Source organism: Methyloversatilis discipulorum (genome assembly GCF_000527135.1).
In the GTDB taxonomy this organism is placed as follows: domain Bacteria; phylum Pseudomonadota; class Gammaproteobacteria; order Burkholderiales; family Rhodocyclaceae; genus Methyloversatilis; species Methyloversatilis discipulorum.
The window spans coordinates 254,484-271,575 of the sequence record NZ_AZUP01000001.1 but is presented as its reverse complement, the minus strand read 5'-3'; the positions used below and the strand labels follow the sequence as shown (position 1 = coordinate 271,575).

General features: G+C 68.2%; 16 protein-coding genes. 6 read left to right on the top strand and 10 right to left on the bottom strand.

Annotated features, from left to right (window positions below; genetic code table 11):
- Positions 1-25 precede the first annotated feature (25 nt).
- Both METFAM1_RS0101230 and METFAM1_RS0101225 read left to right on the top strand, forming a co-directional pair.
- Entirely contained in the window at positions 26-466 is a 441-nt protein-coding gene (locus METFAM1_RS0101230; protein ID WP_019917663.1) for a universal stress protein, read from the top strand.
- Positions 430-1,842 (top strand): sigma-54-dependent transcriptional regulator, encoded by a 1,413-nt coding sequence (locus tag METFAM1_RS0101225; protein WP_232419616.1) that lies wholly within the window; start codon positions 430-432, stop codon positions 1,840-1,842. The genes METFAM1_RS0101230 and METFAM1_RS0101225 overlap by 37 nt, the downstream gene beginning before the upstream one ends.
- A gap of 269 nt (positions 1,843-2,111) precedes the next feature.
- Here the strand turns inward: METFAM1_RS0101225 and METFAM1_RS0101220 are convergent, their stop codons facing one another.
- From METFAM1_RS0101220 to METFAM1_RS0101175, 10 genes are all read right to left on the bottom strand, one after another.
- Positions 2,112-2,741 carry a LysE family translocator gene (locus tag METFAM1_RS0101220; RefSeq protein ID WP_019917661.1) on the bottom strand — a complete coding sequence of 210 codons (630 nt, stop codon included), beginning with the start codon at positions 2,739-2,741 and terminating at the stop codon, positions 2,112-2,114.
- A 10-nt stretch (positions 2,742-2,751) separates the two neighbouring features.
- Positions 2,752-3,459, bottom strand: coding sequence for a (5-formylfuran-3-yl)methyl phosphate synthase (locus METFAM1_RS0101215; protein ID WP_157256719.1), 708 nt, complete (start codon positions 3,457-3,459; stop codon positions 2,752-2,754).
- A gap of 5 nt (positions 3,460-3,464) precedes the next feature.
- On the bottom strand, positions 3,465-4,028 hold the full coding sequence (locus METFAM1_RS0101210; RefSeq protein WP_019917659.1) for a DUF447 domain-containing protein: 564 nt from the start codon (positions 4,026-4,028) through the stop codon (positions 3,465-3,467).
- A complete protein-coding gene (locus METFAM1_RS0101205; RefSeq protein WP_019917658.1) occupies positions 4,025-5,485 on the bottom strand; it encodes a DUF6513 domain-containing protein in 1,461 nt (486 codons plus the stop codon). The genes METFAM1_RS0101210 and METFAM1_RS0101205 overlap by 4 nt, the downstream gene beginning before the upstream one ends.
- A 38-nt stretch (positions 5,486-5,523) precedes the next feature.
- Positions 5,524-6,111: a flavoprotein gene (locus tag METFAM1_RS0101200; RefSeq protein ID WP_019917657.1), complete on the bottom strand. Its 588-nt coding sequence runs from the start codon at positions 6,109-6,111 to the stop codon at positions 5,524-5,526.
- Positions 6,101-8,077 carry a sigma-54-dependent Fis family transcriptional regulator gene (locus METFAM1_RS0101195; RefSeq protein WP_019917656.1) on the bottom strand — a complete coding sequence of 659 codons (1,977 nt, stop codon included), beginning with the start codon at positions 8,075-8,077 and terminating at the stop codon, positions 6,101-6,103. Before METFAM1_RS0101195 ends, METFAM1_RS0101200 begins: the two co-directional genes overlap by 11 nt.
- A 484-nt stretch (positions 8,078-8,561) precedes the next feature.
- The gene (locus METFAM1_RS0101190) at positions 8,562-9,368 is read right to left on the bottom strand and encodes an ankyrin repeat domain-containing protein (protein WP_232419615.1); all 807 of its coding nucleotides are present in this window, start codon (positions 9,366-9,368) and stop codon (positions 8,562-8,564) included.
- Positions 9,365-10,156 carry an XrtB/PEP-CTERM-associated transcriptional regulator EpsA gene (epsA, locus tag METFAM1_RS0101185; protein ID WP_019917654.1) on the bottom strand — a complete coding sequence of 264 codons (792 nt, stop codon included), beginning with the start codon at positions 10,154-10,156 and terminating at the stop codon, positions 9,365-9,367. The genes METFAM1_RS0101190 and epsA overlap by 4 nt, the downstream gene beginning before the upstream one ends.
- A gap of 126 nt (positions 10,157-10,282) precedes the next feature.
- Positions 10,283-11,200 (bottom strand): alpha/beta fold hydrolase, encoded by a 918-nt coding sequence (locus METFAM1_RS0101180; RefSeq protein WP_036271621.1) that lies wholly within the window; start codon positions 11,198-11,200, stop codon positions 10,283-10,285.
- Positions 11,201-11,343: 143 nt separating this feature from the next.
- Positions 11,344-12,453, bottom strand: coding sequence for a YVTN family beta-propeller repeat protein (locus METFAM1_RS0101175; protein WP_019917652.1), 1,110 nt, complete (start codon positions 12,451-12,453; stop codon positions 11,344-11,346).
- Positions 12,454-12,690: 237 nt separating this feature from the next.
- Here METFAM1_RS0101175 and prfB point away from each other — a divergent pair.
- From prfB to METFAM1_RS0101150, 4 genes are all read left to right on the top strand, one after another.
- A protein-coding gene (prfB, locus tag METFAM1_RS0101165) for a peptide chain release factor 2 (RefSeq protein WP_157256650.1) occupies positions 12,691-13,795 on the top strand; the annotation gives its coding sequence in 2 pieces (ribosomal slippage) (positions 12,691-12,771 and positions 12,773-13,795; 1,104 coding nt in all).
- Positions 13,796-13,797: 2 nt separating this feature from the next.
- A complete protein-coding gene (locus METFAM1_RS0101160) occupies positions 13,798-15,060 on the top strand; it encodes a YfiM family lipoprotein (protein ID WP_019917649.1) in 1,263 nt (420 codons plus the stop codon).
- Entirely contained in the window at positions 15,057-16,343 is a 1,287-nt protein-coding gene (locus tag METFAM1_RS0101155) for a hypothetical protein (RefSeq protein ID WP_019917648.1), read from the top strand. The genes METFAM1_RS0101160 and METFAM1_RS0101155 overlap by 4 nt, the downstream gene beginning before the upstream one ends.
- Positions 16,344-16,359: 16 nt before the next feature.
- On the top strand, positions 16,360-17,058 hold the full coding sequence (locus tag METFAM1_RS0101150) for a hypothetical protein (RefSeq protein ID WP_019917647.1): 699 nt from the start codon (positions 16,360-16,362) through the stop codon (positions 17,056-17,058).
- The last annotated feature ends 34 nt before the right edge of the window (positions 17,059-17,092 follow it).

Sequence of the window (17,092 nt, the reverse complement as noted above, 5' to 3'; positions counted from 1 at the left end):
CTTTCGACACAGCAGGAGAACGTTCATGTACAGCAAGGTATTGCTCGCCTACGACGGTTCCGAATCGGGTCGCCGCGCGCTGCTCGAATGCGCCGACATCAACGACCTGCTGCACGCCGAAATCCATCTGCTGGCCGTCGCGCCGATCGCGGCGACGCTGTTCGTGGCCGAAGGCTTCGTCGCCGACGTGCCGCAGGAGGAAGAGAACGAGCGTTTCGCCGAGGTGCTGAAGGAAGGGCTTGACCAGCTGAAGGCGCGCGGCGTCACTGCCGAAGGACACCTGGTCACCGGCGACGCCGTGCGTGAAATCAGCCGCCTCGCGCGCGAACTGCACGTCGACCTGATCGTGATCGGCCACACCCACCACGCATCACGCCTGGAGCGCTGGTGGAAAGGCTCGGTCGGCGCCTCGCTGGTCGAGGAAGCGCCGTGCAACATCCTGATCGTGGTGCAGCCATCGGCATGAACGCCGCACGCGTGCCTTCGGTCGCCCCCCGCGACGGCGAGCGCGACTGGCAGCAGTATTCGGTGCTGGTGGTCGATGACGAAGAAGGCATGCGCAGCTTCATCAGCCGCGCTCTGGGCTCGCGCTGCGGTCTGGTCGAAACGGCGGGCAGCGTCGAACACGCTCAGCAGCTGTTCGCCCGTCTGCACTTCGACCTCATCATCCTCGACATTTCGCTGCCCGGCCGCAGCGGTCTCGAATGGCTGAACGAGCTGCGCGAACAGGGTCAGCAGTGCGACGTCATCCTGATCACCGCCTTCGCCGACATCGAAACCGCGATCAACGCGCTGCGCGCCGGCGCTTCCGACTTCATCCTCAAGCCTTTCCGCATCGACCAGATGATGAATGCGGTCGACCGCTGTTTCGACCGCGCCGGCCTGCTGCGCGAGAACTACGTGCTGCGCCGGGAGATCGCGCGTCAGACCGAGGGCGTCGAGGGCATGGTGGGTGAATCGCAGCCGGTACGCGAACTGGCCAGCGTGCTGCGCCGCGCCGCCGCGATGCCGAGCACCGTGCTGCTGACCGGCGAATCCGGCGTCGGCAAGGAAGTCGCCGCACGCGCGCTGCACCAGATGAGCCCGCGTGCCGCTGCGCCCTTCGTGCCGGTCAACTGCGGCGCCATCAGCGCCGAACTGATCGAATCCGAACTGTTCGGCCACGTGAAAGGCGCTTTCACCGGCGCGCAGGACAACAACCCCGGCCTGCTGTTCTACGCCCAGGGCGGTACGCTTTTCCTCGACGAGATTTCCGAACTGCCGGCGGCGATGCAGACCAAGCTGCTGCGCGTGCTCGAAGACCGCATGATCCGCCCGGTCGGCTCCACGCGCGAAGTGCCGGTGGACATCCGCGTCGTCGCGGCGACCAACCGTGACCTCGCGACCGAAGTACGCGCCGGCCGCTTCCGTCAGGACCTGTTCTACCGGCTCGACGTCGTGCGCGTCACCATCCCGCCGTTGCGCGAGCGGCGCGAGGACGTGAAGCTGCTGGTCGCCCACTTCATGGCACAGCTGTCGTCACGGCTCGGCGTCGCGCCCATTCCGCTTGACCGCGACACCACCGCCCGCATGGCCACGCACGACTGGCCGGGCAATATCCGCGAACTGCGCAACCTGGTCGAACGCGCCCTCATCCTCGGCTACTTCCCCACAGACGCCTTCGGCACCCTCACCCCGCCGCGCTCCGCCGAGCCGGCTGCCGCGCTGGAAGATGTCGAGCGCAAGCACATCCTCGACGTACTCGCCGCCTGCGGCGGCAACAAATCCGAAGCCGCCCGCCAGCTCGGCGTGTCCCGCAAAACCATAGAACGCAAATGCGCGCAGTGGGGTGTCGCCGGATAAAAGCGACGCACTGCGTCGCTCCGGCGACACTGGTCGGCCATGCAGGGCCGACCTCCCACATAAGGGGTTTAGCGACGCATGCGTCGCCCCTGCGACACGGGTCGGCTGTGCAAAGCCGACCTCCCACACAAGGGGTTTAGCAGCGCATGCGCTGCCCCTGCGACACGGGTCGGCCATGCAGAGCCGACCTCCGATACATGGATAGGGGCGAACTCGCTCTGCGGCGCCGGTCTCCCGACCGCGGGTTGGCGGTACCGTCCGTGCCCGGGTTATGGCCGGCTGACCAGCAGCCGGACGGCCAACGCCGCGAACGTCGTTCCGACCAGCCGGTTCATCCACCGCTGAGCCCCCGCCGACCGCTGCAGGCGGCGGCCGAGGCGCCCGGCCGTCCAGGCGACGAGCGCGAAGATGCACAGCGCGGTCAACAGGAAACTCACCCCGAGCACCACGATCTGCGCCGGCATCGCACCGCGCGACGGGTCGGCGAACTGAGGCAGGAAGGCAAGAAAGAAGATCGCCACCTTCGGATTGCTCACGTTCATCAGCACGCCACGCACATACAGGGCCAGAGCGCCGTAGACGGGCGGACGGTCCGCCACCGTCAGCGGCACGCGCCCGGCACGGAACGCATGCCAGGCGAGATACAGCAGATAGAAGGCGCCCACGAGCTTGAGCACGGTGAACGCCGCGGCCGAGGACTGAACGAAGGCCGCAACGCCCAGCACCACCGCACCGATATGCACGAGCAGCCCGGTGCACAGTCCCAGGGTGACGCACACCCCGGCGCGCGCGCCCTGCAGGGCCGATTGCGTCAGCACGAACAGGTTGTCCGGTCCGGGCGCGATCGCGAGGACCGCGGACGCGGTGATGAACAGCAGCAGTTCCTGCAGCGGAATCATCGGCCCCGCCTCAGACGGTCTCGCCCTGTGCGACACGCAAGGCTTCGCTCACCCGACGGACGGCATCGGCCTCCAGCCGCTGCGCACGTGCCTGCCCGGCGCATAGCGCACCGCGGAAGCCGAGATAGTCCGCCCCGAGCGGCACCAACGAGTCGATGTGCGAGAGCCGCAACGAACCCGCCAGCCCGCACAGCAGCCCGCGCGCTCGGGTGCGCTCGACGAAGGCGGCGAGCCAGTCGCTGCCGGCGACATCCGGCAGGCTGTGGCCGGTCTTCAGCGCGGTATCGACCATGACGCCGTCGAAACCGGCATCAGCCACCGCATCGACCAGATCCAGCGGCGGTGCGAGATCGGCGAACATGACCGCGATGCGCCGCGTTCCCGCCAGCGGCGTCAGGCCGCTGAGGCAGGCATGCACCGCCGCGTAGTCGCGACCGCCTTGCTGCCAGCTCGCAGGGAACAGGCCCGCCTTGACGTAATCGACGCCAGTCGCGGCAATGATCGCCATCGCGGCCTGAACGGCCTGCGCATCCGGCTCGATATTGCCGGCAGTCGCGCTGGTGAGCACACGTCCGGCGACGAAGGCGACGACGTCGCGGATCACCGCGGGCGGCAGCGCGCCGAGCGCGCCATCGGCCGGCTGCTTGAGGTCGATCAGGTCGACCCCGGCGTCGAACACGATGCGCGCCTCGTCGAGGTCGCGCACGCTGGCCAGCATGCGGATCACGCCTGCGCTCCGGCGCGATGCGCGGCTATGCGTTCGACCAGCCAGCCCCAGGCTTCGAGCTCGGCCGGGCCGGCGGTCTTGTCGATGGCGATCTTCAGGTAAGCCAGCTCGGCGTCGATCTTGTCGATCGGCAGCATGTGCAGCCTGCTCACCAGGATGGCCGCCTCGATCACCGCGGAACGCGCGCGGTTGAAGCCGGGGAAAGCGCCGTGGCTTTCTTCGTGCACGGTGCGGCAGAACAGGCGCGGCCGCACCGCGTCCTCTTCGACCTCGACCAGTTCGAGCTCGCGGTGAGCCAGCGTATTCACGAGGCGCGCGCAGCCAATCTTCTCGGCCGCCTGCACCGGCCAGTCGCGGCGACCGGTCAGCGCGCCGGCGAACACGCGCACGTCATCGGTGAAATTCACCACTGCGATACGGGTGGCCAGCACATTGTCCAGCGTGCCCGAAGGGCGGAAGGGCGCGAGCACGGTCAGCCCGCGTTCCTCGCGCACGCCCAGCGGCGTGATGTGGGTGCGGCCCTGCACGTCCACGGTGGTCAGTATGGTTTCCCAGATCATGCTTGGTCCTGTGTGTCGTCGGCCGGCGGCGGCGCGTCCGCCGCCTTGCGCTTGGTCTTGCGCTGCAGCGTGGTGCCGGGCGCGCAGTGCGCCATCAGATCCTGCTCCTTCTTCTCGACCGCGGCGCCCCACTGCAGTTCTTCGTCCTGCGCGTAGCGGCGGCCGAGCTGCCAGGCGATCTGCGCGCGCGCCAGCTCGACGCCGAGGTAGAAGGCGTGGGCGCCGTCCTCCGCAACATTGAGCCCGGGATAGAGCGCGAACGGATCGGTGTGCACCTGAAGCCCGTCGCGGTTGTAGATGTGGATGCCCTGCTCGCTCACCTGGATGCGGAAGTTCGGGTCGCGCACGGTGGCGGCGATCTCGGCGATTTCCTGAGGTGTGTCGGGAAAAGGGCGGCGCTGATGCGTCGTCATCAGATCGTCGGAATAGTCGCGCGGCAGCGCGTTGTCCTCGCGCGCGGCGAACATGACGCGCCGTGCGATGTCGGCTTCCTTCACCGCACGACGCGCGTGCGGACTCACTTCGGTGGCCAGCACGGCACCGATGCGCAGCTCTGAAATGATGCCGAACAGCAGCGCGTTGATGCCGCTGGTATCGGCGTCGGTCAGTTCGGTCAGGTTGCCCACGCCCATCATGACCGGAATGTCCGGATGGCTGCGCCGCAGGTCGTGGTAGCGCACGATGGACGCGGTGAAACCGAAGTGTATGGGCTCGACGATGGGGTCGGCGTAGAAGGGCAGGCCGCGCGCCGTCATGATGTCCACCGCTTCGCGCAGAGAATCGAGGTCACCTGGCGTATCCGGTATCAGCACCGGAATGGCATCGACCTCGTCAGCCACCCACAGCGTGCTCTTCTTCAGGCTCAGCAGGTAGTCGGCACCGGCGTAGGCGCCGCGCAGCAGATCGTCGGTGTTGAGCGAATCGATGCTCACCTGGAAGCCCTCGGCCTTCAAGGCGCGGATGCAGTCCTCCATGTGCGGAAAGGGCGTGTCCGGCAGGCAGCCGATGTCGATCACGTCGGCGCCGTCGCGGCGGTAGCGGCGCGCGGTGGCGAGCACGGTGTCGATGTCGACCCGCGGCGCATCGACGATTTCGGCGAAGATGAGCACGTCGTGCTGCGTCAGTTCGCGCTTCTTCGCCTTGCGGCCGAAGTGCTGGGGCAGATCCTTCACTTCGTCCGGCCCGCGCTGCACCGGCACGCCGTAGTGCTGCGACAGCGCGTCGAGGTCGCCGCGGCAGCGGCCGGGCACGATGATGCGGTCGGCGTCGACCGGCACCGGCACGCGGCGGCGGATCAGCTCGGCCGTCATCAGCCCTGCGACGTTGATGCCGACGTCGAGCGCGCGCGCCTCGAAGGGCAACGGCTGCATGTCGTCGAGGATGCGCTGCAGGCTCTTCAGCGCCAGATGCCCGGTCAGGAAGAGGATGCGTTCGGCGCGGACGTCTTGTTCAGGCATGCCGGAGTTCGTCGCTCAGCGGGTCGTCGATCGCGCGATCAACGACCGACCGCCGCAAGTCTCTGCCTGAGCGCGCTCTGCAGTTCCTCGACGCTCTTCACCACGGTGACGCCTTCGAAACCAGCCAGGCGCCCGGTGTGCTCGAGGTCGATCGAGCGCGGGTACAGCGTCACCCATTCGCTCGGCGATTCGGTGATCACCACCGGCTCGTTGTCGCAGGCGAACACGATGATGGGAATGCGCAGCTTGCCGGCCTGGGCGAAGATGTTGGTGACCAGCGTGTCGGAAATGCCGAGTGCGCACTTGGCCACGGTGTTCGAGGTGGCCGGGGCGATCACCACCGTGTGGTACTGCCCCTGGTAGAACAGCCCGACCGGCGCGGCGCTGGCCGTGCTGTCGCGGAAGATGCGGTAGCGCTTCTTCATGTCGGCCAGCGGGTAGCCGTACATGTTCAGCACTTCCTCGCCGGCACGCGACATGAAGAGGTCGATGCGGTCGAGCGTGTCGGCGAACTCCAGCGACTCCTTCAGGAAGTGGCCGGAACCGGTGAGCCCCCAGGCGATGCGCGCATCCGGCAGGACCTCGGCTTCGTCCGGGATGTCGTTCAGGCGCGGATCAGTAGCCATCGCCGGCCTGCGTGTCGGTGTCGATGTCCAGACGTTTCATCTTGCGGTAGACGGTGTTGCGGCTGACGCCGAGTTCGCGCGCCAGTCCGGCGATGTTCCAGCGGTGGCGGCGCAGCTCGGACAGCAGCGCGTCGCGCTCGGCCGACTGCAGCGGATTGAGGTTGCTCGGCGTCGAATGCACGGGCTCGCCCGCCGTGTCGGTCGGGTGGGCGGCCGGTGCGACGGCGGGCATCGGCTCCGGCGCATCCATCAGTTCCGACGGCATGTCGCGCAGCGTGATCTCCGGGCCATCGCACAAGGCGACCAGCGTGCGCAGCACGTAACGCATCTGGCGGATGTTGCCCGGCCAGCGGAAGCGGTCCAGCACCTGCATCGCCGCCTGACCCAGACGGATCGGCGGATGCCGGCCGGCGCTTTCCTCGCTCAGACAGCGCTCGATCAGCGCGCGGCGGTCGGTGCGGTCGCGCAGCGCCGGCAGCGTCACTTCCATGCCGCGCAGGCGGTAGTACAGGTCTTCGCGGAAGCTGCCCTCGCGCACCATGGCGCGCAGGTCACGGTGCGTCGCGCACACCAGCTGCAGATCGACCGGCACCGCGTTCTCGCCGCCCAGCGGCGTCACCTTGCGCTCTTCGAGCACGCGCAGCAGGCGCGCCTGCAACTGCAGCGGCATGTCGCCGATCTCGTCGAGGAAAAGCGTGCCGCCATCCGCCTGCAGCACCTTGCCGCGACGGCCGTCGCGGTTGGCGCCGGTGAATGCGCCCTGCTTGTAGCCGAACAGTTCGGATTCGATCAGCGCTTCCGGCAGCGAGGCGCAGTTGATCGCGACGAAAGGCCCGCGCGCGCGCTGGCTCGACGCGTGGAAGGCGCGCGCGAACACTTCCTTGCCGGTACCGGTCTCGCCGGAAATGAGCAGCGGAATGTCGCGGTCGAGAATGCGCATCGCGCTGTGCACGTTGCCGGCCATGCGCAGGTCGCCGAGGTCGAGTTCGGCCAGCGCCTGCGCGGCCGATGCCGAGTCGGTGCCGCGGGTGCCGGCCTGGGCGCGGTTGCGCGCCGGCTGCTGCGCCAGCAGGTGCCAGGTCTGGTGCTGCGGCATCGACAGCGTCAGCGGATGGAAACCCGAGCGGAAGGTGCGCGACAGCAGTTCAGGCAACGACTGGCCGAAGAACTCGGTCACTTCGCGCCCGAGCAGCGCCTCGCCCTCCGGTGACAGCAGCTCGAAGGCGGTGTGGTTGGCTTCGATCACCTCGCCTTCCGGCGTCAGCGCCAGCATGCCGTCGACCGCGGTCAGCACACGACCGGCGTGGGCATGGAAGCGGATGATGTAGTCGGTGGCGTGGCGCGAACGGAAGGCGCGGTGTTCGATCACCCGGGCCGAGCGCTCGACCAGCGCCCGCAGCGCGCGGGCGCCGCCGGGTGCAAGCGAGCAGACCGCCAGCACGGCGGCGACTTCGCCGACGCCGTCGTAGATCGGCGCGGCAGCGCACACCATGTCGGTATGGCGGGCGAAGAAATGTTCCTCGCGCGAAATGACCAGCGAGTGGCGCTCGGCCAGCACGGTACCGATGCCGTTGGTGCCCTGGATGTCCTCGCTCCAGCGCGCACCTTCGACCAGACCGCGCAGCGACGCTTCGCGGGCGAAACCTGGGTGGCGCACGATGCTGACGATGACGCCTTCGGCATCGGCCAGCACCAGCGCGGAATTGGGATCGTCGAGCTGGCGGTGCAGCGTCTGCATCTCCGGCACCGCGCTGTCCATCACCTCGCCCAGCTTGTCGCCGCGCTCGCGCCAGGCCTGCGGCGCCAACGGCGGCGGCGCGTCTTCGGCGGCGGGATCGAGGCCCAGTTCATGGAAGCAGCGCAGCCACGAGCGGGCCACCAGTTCATGGCCGGACGGGCGCTGCGGGCGGCTGATGATGGCGTGCACCGAACGGACGTGTTCAGCCACCTGATTGGATGACACCATGTATTCGAACCTTGGGAACCGGTAGCGGCGGACGCGGGAAAAAGCGCTCAATGGTACCACCCGCCCCGGAACCCCCGCCAGCCAAGGCCGGGCGGCGGGCGTGCGCGGCCTGTGCCCGTTCCGGCGCGCCGGTGTCGCGAAAGACGGGCACTGTGCTCCGCAAGTCGATGCGTGCAGCGGTCCTGCGTCGAGCCGTATCGCGGCCAGAGGCCGCACCCACAGGGGACGCGCCCGCTCCGCTGCCAAAGGCAGGGCCGGGTTTCTGTGGGAGGGGTCTTCTGACTCCGACAGCAGCCTGTATCGAAGCCTGCTGACTGCAGCGGCCCTGTCGCGGCCAAGGCCGCTCCCACAGGGACGGTGCGCCCGATCCACGACCTGAGCATGGGCCGGGATTCTGTGGGAGGGGTCTTCTGACCCCGACAGCAACCTGGATCGAAGCCGCGGACTGCGACGGCCCTGTCGCGGCCAGGGCCGCTTACACGGTCTAGTCGTAGATCTCGGTCGACATCGCCCCCGGGTCGGCGCCCGACGCCAGCAGGTGGGCCACCGCCAGACGCTGTTTGCGGAACACCGCCCAGTACAGCGCGCTGAAGCCGGCGCGGTCCGGCAGATTGGGGTCGAAGCCGGCGGCCAGCAACTGGTCAAGCACGCGTACGTGGCCCAGCGAAGCGGCCAGCGACAGCGCGTGACGGCCCAGTTCGCGTTCGTAGAACAGCCAGTCCGGACGCGCGCGCACCAGTTCGGCCACCACCTCGTCACGGTCGAGCATCACTGCATCGATCAGCGGTACGTGGCCGTTGGCACTCTTTGCGTCGACGTCGGCACCGGCGCGCAGCAGCAGCGCGACCACCTTGTGATGGCCGGCCAGCGCGGCGGCACCGAGCGGCGTGAAACCCGAGGCGCCCTTGCGGTCGACATGGGCACCGGCGGTGATCAGCGCGCGCACGGTTTCGGTCTCGCCGGCGGCGGCGGCGCGCGCCAGCACGCTGTCGCCCCACACATCGCGCACATTGGCGGCGGCACCGGACTTGAGCAGACGATTGACGGCCGCCCAGTCGCCGCGACGGGCCGCCGACAGCATCGCGTAGTCGGCACTGCGGTAATCGCGCGGGCCGGCGTCGTCGCCAGTGCGGCGCATGTCGGCGTACTCGATCGCGGTAGTGGGCACCGCTGCGCGCGGGCGCGCAGGTTCGGCGATCACGCCCTGCCACTCCGGAGGCAACTCCTGTGCGCCGGCGACGCCGGCGCATGCCAGCAGCGCGCAGACTGCCATCTTCAAGGTATTCATCATGATTCTCCCGCCAGATCCCGGCCTGCTTCGTGCGCACGCAGCGCAGCCAGCCGCGCCACGGCCTGCGCGCGGTTGGTCACGTCGAGCTTGCGCAGGATCTTCTGGATATGGTTTTTCACGGTGAGCGGACTGATGTCGAGGATCTGCCCGATCTCATGATTGGTCTTGCCTTCGCGCACCCAGTCGAGCACCTGCAGTTCGCGTGCGCTCAGCGTGAGCGGCGAGTTGTAGCGGCCGTTCGCGCGCTCGGCGCCCTCGCGCCGCTCGAATTCGGTGATGCGCAGCAGCGCCAGGTGCAGATTGGGCATCAGCAGTTCGATGCGGCGGGCGTCCTGATCGGTCGGCGCATCGGGCATGCCGAGCAGCGCGAAGAAGGTCGACTGTTCGCCGCGCGCCTCGCGACAACCATGCGCCAGCGCGTGCTGCAACCCGAGCGTGCGCAGTGCGGCGGCACCGCTGCGGCCGCGCACGCCACCGCCGTAAGCCAGCGGCTCGCGCGCGCCAGCGCGCCAGTCGTCGAGCAGGCGCGCCATCAGCCCGGACGCCGGATCGATCAAACGTGACTCGTACTCCGGTGACAGCACCGAGCGCGAGAACACCGAGGCGCGATAGTCACCGCGCTCGATGTCGCCGCAGGCGCAGAGCAGCGTTTCGTGGGGCAGGAAGGTCTGCAGCGAACCCTGCGCCCAGAGAAAGAACTGGAAGCGCTTGACGACCCGGATCGAGGTTTCGATCGTAAACAGCAATAGCTGTACGTCGATCTGATCCTGCGCGAGCGGATCTGTCATGTAGAAACCGGGATGGAAGCAGCCTTGTGGCCGTCGTTCGAATGAAGCCTGTCCGGTGCCGCAACAGACGCGTCGGCTGCTGCAACACTTTGCAACAACCGGCGCGGATTCTTGCAGTCGAATGTTTCAGCGGGGTGACGACGGCACCGGCGTGTGCGGCAGCGGCATCTGCACCGCCTGTTCGTGGCGCCAGCGCCGGGCCATCAGCGCGGCAAGAATTTCGCTCCAGCGGCTGAATACGAAGAAGTGTCCCTCGCCCGCCAGCAGCCGCACGCTGGCCTGCGGAAACAGGAAGGCGAGCCGGCTGGCGCAGTCGGCCGGCACGATATGGTCGTCGCAGCCCTGCACGATCTCGACCGTACCGGGGTAGTCCTGCAATGCGAGCTGCCAGTCGGATGCGGCGATCGCCAGATCGCGGACGATGGCCGCCGCGCCCTGACGGGCGGCGCTCGGCAGGTCATCGAAGAACATGTCGTGGATGTCCGCGCGCGCCAGTTCGGCGCGGTCTGCTTCGCTGACCAGCCGGCACATGGCCGACAGGTAGGTCCTGGGCCACAGCGCGGCAACGACGGCCAGCGGCTCGATCAGCAGTCTGGCGAGGCGGGGTGCGCGCACCGCGAGGCGGACCATCACCGCTTCGAAAGGATGCAGTTTCAATGCATCCGCCGACGCGCCGTAGCCGGGCGCCACGCCGCTGACCAGCACCAGTCGCGACACCCGTTCGCCGAACTCCGCCACCAGCGCGCACGCGAAGGGCGCACCGCCGGACACGCCGCCGACCGCGAAATCGCCCAGCTTCAGATGATCGACCAGCGCGCCGACGTCCTGCCGCCATTGCGCCAGGCCCCAGCCGGGCGCGCTGTCGGACAGGCCGTAGCCAGCACGGTCGGGCACGATGAGGCGCGCGTGCCGCTCGCTGGTGAGCGCATCGAAGGGCGGCACCTGCCGGCGCGAACCGGGAACGCCGTGGCACAGGATGACCGGATAGCCGAACGGATCACCGTATTCGGCCCAGGCCAGTCGCCGCCGATCCGGCAGAAGCATGCTGCGCTCGTCCACGCAAGCACCATGACATGAAGATTGACACCGGCAGTCTGCGCGCGGCGTATTTCAGCTTCGGGACAATGCAGCGCAAAAAAAGAACCCGCCTTGCGGCGGGCCCAGGACAACGATACGAATGAGATGGATCAATTCTGGTCGAGGCTGCCCATCGCTCGCGGATAGGTCACGACGCCCCAGGGCAGCTTCTTGTCCTCGATCTTGCCGGTGACTTCGAGCTTCTGTGCATCAATGATCACCACCGCGTCCGAACGGCCGCAGGCCACGAGGATCTGCTTCTCGTCCGGCGTGAAGGTGAAGTGCCAGCAGCGCTCGGCGTTCAGCGGAATGTCCTTGATCTTGGTGAAGGTCTTCGCGTCGAACACTTCGAGCGCCTTGGCGCGGGCGGTGGCGACGAACAGGCGCTCGCCCTTGGCGTCGAAAGCCACGCCGTACGGCGTCTGGCCGGTGGCGACCGTCTTGACCGGGTTCAGCTTGTCGTCGAGCACGAGGAAGTTGTTGCCGAATTCCAGCGTCGCGATGAAGGTCTTGCCATCCGGCGACAGCTTGATGCCGCGCGGGCGGGCACCGTGCTTCTCGACCTCGACCTTCTTCAGCATCTTGCCGGTCTTGATATCGTGCAACGTGAGCGTGTTGTCGGCCTCGTTGGTCACCACCAGACGCTTGCCATCGGCGGTGAATTCGATGCCTTCGGTTTCCGGGCCGCCGACGATGTTGCGGATCACCTTGCCCTTCTTCAGGTCGATCACCGCGACCTTGGCCGGTTCCCTGTCATCGTCGTCATCGTCGTCGTGACCATGGGCGCCTTCCTTGCCGCCCTCCTTCTTGTCGTCATCCTTCTTTTCCGCGCCCGGCTTGGGCGGCGGGCCCAGCTTCGAGGTGGGTTCGAAGGATACGAAGGCCATATTGCCGCGCACCCGCACGAATTCCGGGTTCTTGCCGATCTTGACCCGCTTGGTCACCTTGCCGCTGGCGGTGTCGATCAGTGCGATGTCGCCGGTTTCGCGCACGGCGACGACCAGCGTCTTGCCGTCATCGGTGACGCCCAGGCCGCGCGGCACCTTGCCGCCCACCTCGTATTCGCCGGTGACTTCCATTTTCGCCAGATCGATGATGGAAATGCCGCCGTCCTGATTGCTCACGTAGGCGGTGCCGGCCGCCTGCACCAGGCCCGCGCCGGCCATCATCGAGAACAGTGCGGCCGAAATCAGGCCGCGCATCGCGGATTTGAACTGCATGGGGAATCCTCCGTCGTTTTCTTGTCGTGTGCCGAACCGGCAGCGTCTCAGTATAGAGAGCGGAACGCGTCATCCGGTTCAGGATTTCCGCGAATCGGTTACTGAATGGCCACGGCCGCGGCACGGGAAATCCTCCCTCACAAGGTGTAGCAGCCGCCCGATCGGGACAAGGGAAAACATCCCGGGCACCGGCAACGGTACAATGCCGGGTTTTACGCAATTCGGCCGGTACCTACCATGGAAGCAGAACGCCTCAACGCCATCGCCAATCACCTGACCGACCTGCAATCGCGGGCCGGCGAACTGCGGAGGTATCTTTGACTACGATGCCAAGGCATCGCGGCTCGAAGAAGTAGAACGCGCACTCGAAGACCCGACGGTCTGGAACGACACCGCACGCGCGCAGGAACTGGGCAAGGAAAAGCACGGACTGGAAGCGGTCGTGCGCACGCTGGAATCGATCGACGCCCGGCTGGCCGACACGAGTGATCTGTTCGAACTCGCCCGCGAAGAAGCGGACGAGGATACCGTGGTCGCCATCGAGGCGGACAAGGAAAAGATCGAAGCCGATGTCGCCGGGCTCGAATTCCGCCGCATGTTCAACAACCCGCAGGACCCGAGCAACTGCTTCCTCGAAATCCAGGCCGGTGCCGGCGGCACCGAAGCGCAGGACTGGGCGTCGATGCTGCTGCGCATGTACGTGAAGTACTGCGAGCGCAAGGGTTTCGGCGTCGAGGTACTGGAAGAGTCCGAAGGCGAAGTCGCCGGCATCAAGAGCGCCACGCTGAAGATCAGCGCCGAATACGCCTACGGCACGCTGCGCACCGAAACCGGCATCCACCGGCTGGTGCGCAAGAGCCCCTTCGATTCCGGCGCGCGTCGCCACACCAGCTTTTCCAGCGTGTTCGTGTACCCGGAAGTCGATGATTCGATCGAGGTCGACATCAACCCGGCCGATCTGCGCGTCGACACCTTCCGCGCCTCCGGCGCCGGCGGTCAGCACATCAACAAGACCGACTCTGCCATCCGCATCACGCACGTGCCGACCGGCATCGTCGTGCAGTGCCAGAACGACCGTTCGCAGCACAAGAACCGCGCCGAGGCGATGGCCATGCTGAAGTCGCGTCTGTACGAAGCCGAACTGCGCAAGCGCCAGGCGGCACAGCAGGCGCTCGAAGACACGAAGAGCGACATCGGCTGGGGTCATCAGATCCGTTCCTACGTGCTGGACCAGAGCCGCATCAAGGACCTGCGCACCAATCACGAAGTCGGCAACACGCAGTCGGTGCTCGACGGCGACCTCGACGGCTTCATCCAGGCCAGCCTGAAACAGGGCGTCTGACGGTGCGTTTCCTGCTGCGCGCCGTGATGTTCGGCGTCGCGCTGAGCGTCGCCACCCTGTTGCTCGCACTGTGGGCGGCGCTCGACAGCGCACCGTCGATCACCGACGCGCAGGCGGTCATTTCCGCCCGTTCGGCCGAGCGCGCCGCCAAGCGGCTGGGCGAACTGGACCCGCGCCGGCTGCGCGACGGCGAGCGCCGCAGCATCGAGCTGGCGACCGACGAAGTGCAGGCCCTGCTGCAGATCGCGGCGAAGCGGCTGCCGGGCACGCGGGCGCAGGCGGTCAGCGTCGACGGCCAGATGAATCTGCGTACCGCCACCGCCTTGCCCGGCGCGCTCTGGCTCAATATCGACGCCCCCGTCGTCATCGCCGACGGCGAGCCGCGACTGGACGGACTGCAGATCGGCAGCCTGTCGCTGCCGGCCCCGATCGCGCGCAAGGCCTTCGCCGCCGCCCTGCCCTGGCTGCTGCGCCAGTTTGGCTATGGCGGCGATCCGGCACTGCTGTCCGAGGTCGTGCAAGGTGCACGCATCTCGCGTGACGGGCTGCGCATCGACTACGCGCTGAGCAGGCAGGTGGCCGCCGAGGGCATGCGCGCGCTGCTGCCGGCCGGCGAAGCGGAACGGCTGGCCGCCTATCACGCCGAATTGCGCACGGCCGTACTCGCGCTGCGCGAAGGCGGCGCAGCACACGAAGCCGACAGCCTGCCGCAGGTGCTGCAGCGACTGTTCGCACTGGCGCAGACGCGCGGCGGCGACACCGTCGCCGAACAACGCTCGGCCCTGCTCGCACTCGCGCTGCACGTGAATGGCCGCTCGCCGGCCATGCTGATACCGGCCGCCGCCGACTGGCCGCCGGTTCCGCGTCAGGTGCTGACGCTGCACGGCCGCGAGGATCTGGCGCAGCACTTCGTCGGCTCGGCGCTGATCGCCGCCCACGCCGGCGCGCAGTGGGCGAACGCCATCGGCCTGTCGAAGGAAGTGCGCGACGCGCGCGGCGGCAGCGGCTTCTCCTTCACCGACCTGCTGGCCGACCGCGCCGGCACCCGTCTCGGCGAACGCATCGCCGCCGGCGATGACGCTGTCGTCCGCGTGCTCGCTGGCGATCCGGCGACCGAAGACCTGCTGCCGTCGATCGCCGGCCTCGCCGAATTCATGCCGGAAGCGGTGTTCCAGCGCCGCTTCGGCGGCGTCGGCGCGCCCGCCTACAACGCGGTGCTGGCCGACATCGACGCGCGCATCGCCGCACTGGAGCTGTACAAGTGAGCATCGACAACGCTGCCGGCTTCACCGACTTCCTCGCCGCCGGCGTCGATGCCGACGAAGTGCCCGAACTCGACCGCCTGCTGCGCGCGCGTCCGATGCTGGCCGCCTTTACCACGCTGTTCCACGGCTCCGAAGCCGAAGTGCTGATGCGCGTGATGGTGCTGGGCGAGATCGGCCGCACCGCCGACATGCCGCGCTGGTCGCCGGACGCGCTGCGCGCGCGCTTCGCCTTCATCGACCCGGTCAAGCTGGAAACCGTGCTGCGCCGGCTGCGCGACCACGCGCTGCTGCTGATCGCCGATGGCCAGTACCTGCTGTCCGACGTCGGCCGCAATGCCTGCGCCGCACTCACCATGCTGCTCGAACTGTCGGGCGACGAGGACGTCGAGCTGGGCTTCCTGACCGCCCAGCTCGCGGGTCTGCAGGCGGTCGATGGCGATACCGGCGAAGCGCTGCAGCAGTTGCTGGGCAAGCTGAACGACCTCACGCTGCACTTCGAGGACGCCATCGCCTCCGGCTCCGAATTCCGCATTCTGTCGGCGCGCCGCCGGCTCGCCGCCAACGCGCGCTGGCTGGACCGCGGCACGCTGCTGCTGCGCGAACTGCTGGCCGACGAGGACATCCCGTTCGAGCGCGCCAGTCTGGCGCAACGCATCGGTCTGGCGCAGTCGCGGCTGGCGCGGGTCGATGCCTCCTTCCAGCGCGCGCTGAACAAGATCGAGTCGCAGCGGGTGACGCTGGGCGGCTCCGGCATCTCGTCGTCCGATGTGGCGAGCTGGCTGCGCGGGCTGGACGCCGCGGCGCTGGCCGGCCTGTGCGCCGACGCGCTGACGCCCTGCCCCGACCTCACGCTGCTGGCCGGCGGCCACGAACTGCTGGACCGCGCCGAGCCGGCCGCCGCCAACGAACCGGTGCCGGAAGCCGGCGCGTCGGCGCTGCCGGCGCCGGACGAAGCACCGGTCGCACCGGCGCCGCAGATGGAAGACCTGCGCCTGCTCGAACTGTTCGGCCAGCGCATCGAACGGCTGGGCGCGCCGTCGCGGCTTGCCGACGTGGTACCCGGCGGCAGCTTCGCCCAGGCCTCCTATCGCATGTCGCTGCTGGCGCTGCTGCGCGACAGCGACGCCGACGGCATGCGCGAAGCCGGCGAGGGCCCGATCGCCGACTTCCTGCGCATGCCGGTGGACGTGCGCTTCAGCGAAGACATCCAGCCGGTCGACGACGAGAATGTCGCTGCCATTACGGTCGGCGAAGTCGCGCCGCGGATGACGAACCAACCCTGACCCGACGCGAGTGACGATGGAAACAGAACTGCGCACCCTCACCGCGCGCCTGCTGGCGCACCGCTCGATCCCGCGTTCCGACGTGCTGGCGCGGCGCGCGCTGGTCGACGACAGCTTCCGCCACGCGCTGGACAACCGGCTGGCCACGGTCGGCCTGCAATTGCTCGACAACCCCTATGCCGCGCACATCGCGGTCGGTTTGTCCGAGGACATGCGCGAACCGGTGTTCGGCCAGGGCCGCGAGTACGCGGCGTCCAACGTCGGTCTGACGCGCGATGAACTGGCCTGGCTGATGGTGATCTGGGCGCTCATCGTGCTGCCCAAGCGCGAGCGCCAGGTGAACCGCCGCAGCCTGCACGACGACGGCCAGGACGACATGTTCGGCGCCGAAACGCCGGTCGAGCACGGCGAGGCGGTATCGGGCGCGCTGTCCGAAGCGTCGCTGGCGGCCGACTTCGGCAACCGTCTCGGCGGTAAGACCAAGCTCAATTTCGCGCTCGGCAAGCTGGCCCGCCTCGGCTTCATCGAGCGGCGCGGCGGCCAGGTGCTCGAAGGCCCGCTGCTCGACGTGCTGCTCGACTACCGCATCCTGGCCGACCGCGTCATCCACGGCACGCTGGCCGACGTACTGGCCGAGACGGGTCACCGCCTGCCCGCGGCCAACGCCTTCGAACTGGCGCAGGACGCGCAGGACACCGAGGACGGCGAAGAATGATGACGCCGACCACGTTCCGACGACACCTTCACTC

What these genes read in the sequence shown, in the direction of transcription:
- METFAM1_RS0101200 (WP_019917657.1), bottom strand. Translation starts at nt 6,111, where the DNA reads ATGGCTACTGATCCGCGCCTGAACGACATCCCGGACGAAGCCGAGGTC.
- METFAM1_RS0101215 (WP_157256719.1), bottom strand. Translation starts at nt 3,459, where the DNA reads ATGCTGGCCAGCGTGCGCGACCTCGACGAGGCGCGCATCGTGTTCGAC.
- METFAM1_RS0101190 (WP_232419615.1), bottom strand. Translation starts at nt 9,368, where the DNA reads ATGATGAATACCTTGAAGATGGCAGTCTGCGCGCTGCTGGCATGCGCC.
- METFAM1_RS0101150 (WP_019917647.1), top strand. Translation starts at nt 16,360, where the DNA reads ATGGAAACAGAACTGCGCACCCTCACCGCGCGCCTGCTGGCGCACCGC.
- METFAM1_RS0101205 (WP_019917658.1), bottom strand. Translation starts at nt 5,485, where the DNA reads ATGCCTGAACAAGACGTCCGCGCCGAACGCATCCTCTTCCTGACCGGG.
- METFAM1_RS0101230 (WP_019917663.1), top strand. Translation starts at nt 26, where the DNA reads ATGTACAGCAAGGTATTGCTCGCCTACGACGGTTCCGAATCGGGTCGC.
- METFAM1_RS0101195 (WP_019917656.1), bottom strand. Translation starts at nt 8,077, where the DNA reads ATGGTGTCATCCAATCAGGTGGCTGAACACGTCCGTTCGGTGCACGCC.
- epsA (WP_019917654.1), bottom strand. Translation starts at nt 10,156, where the DNA reads ATGACAGATCCGCTCGCGCAGGATCAGATCGACGTACAGCTATTGCTG.
- METFAM1_RS0101175 (WP_019917652.1), bottom strand. Translation starts at nt 12,453, where the DNA reads ATGCAGTTCAAATCCGCGATGCGCGGCCTGATTTCGGCCGCACTGTTC.
- METFAM1_RS0101220 (WP_019917661.1), bottom strand. Translation starts at nt 2,741, where the DNA reads ATGATTCCGCTGCAGGAACTGCTGCTGTTCATCACCGCGTCCGCGGTC.
- METFAM1_RS0101180 (WP_036271621.1), bottom strand. Translation starts at nt 11,200, where the DNA reads ATGCTTCTGCCGGATCGGCGGCGACTGGCCTGGGCCGAATACGGTGAT.
- METFAM1_RS0101210 (WP_019917659.1), bottom strand. Translation starts at nt 4,028, where the DNA reads ATGATCTGGGAAACCATACTGACCACCGTGGACGTGCAGGGCCGCACC.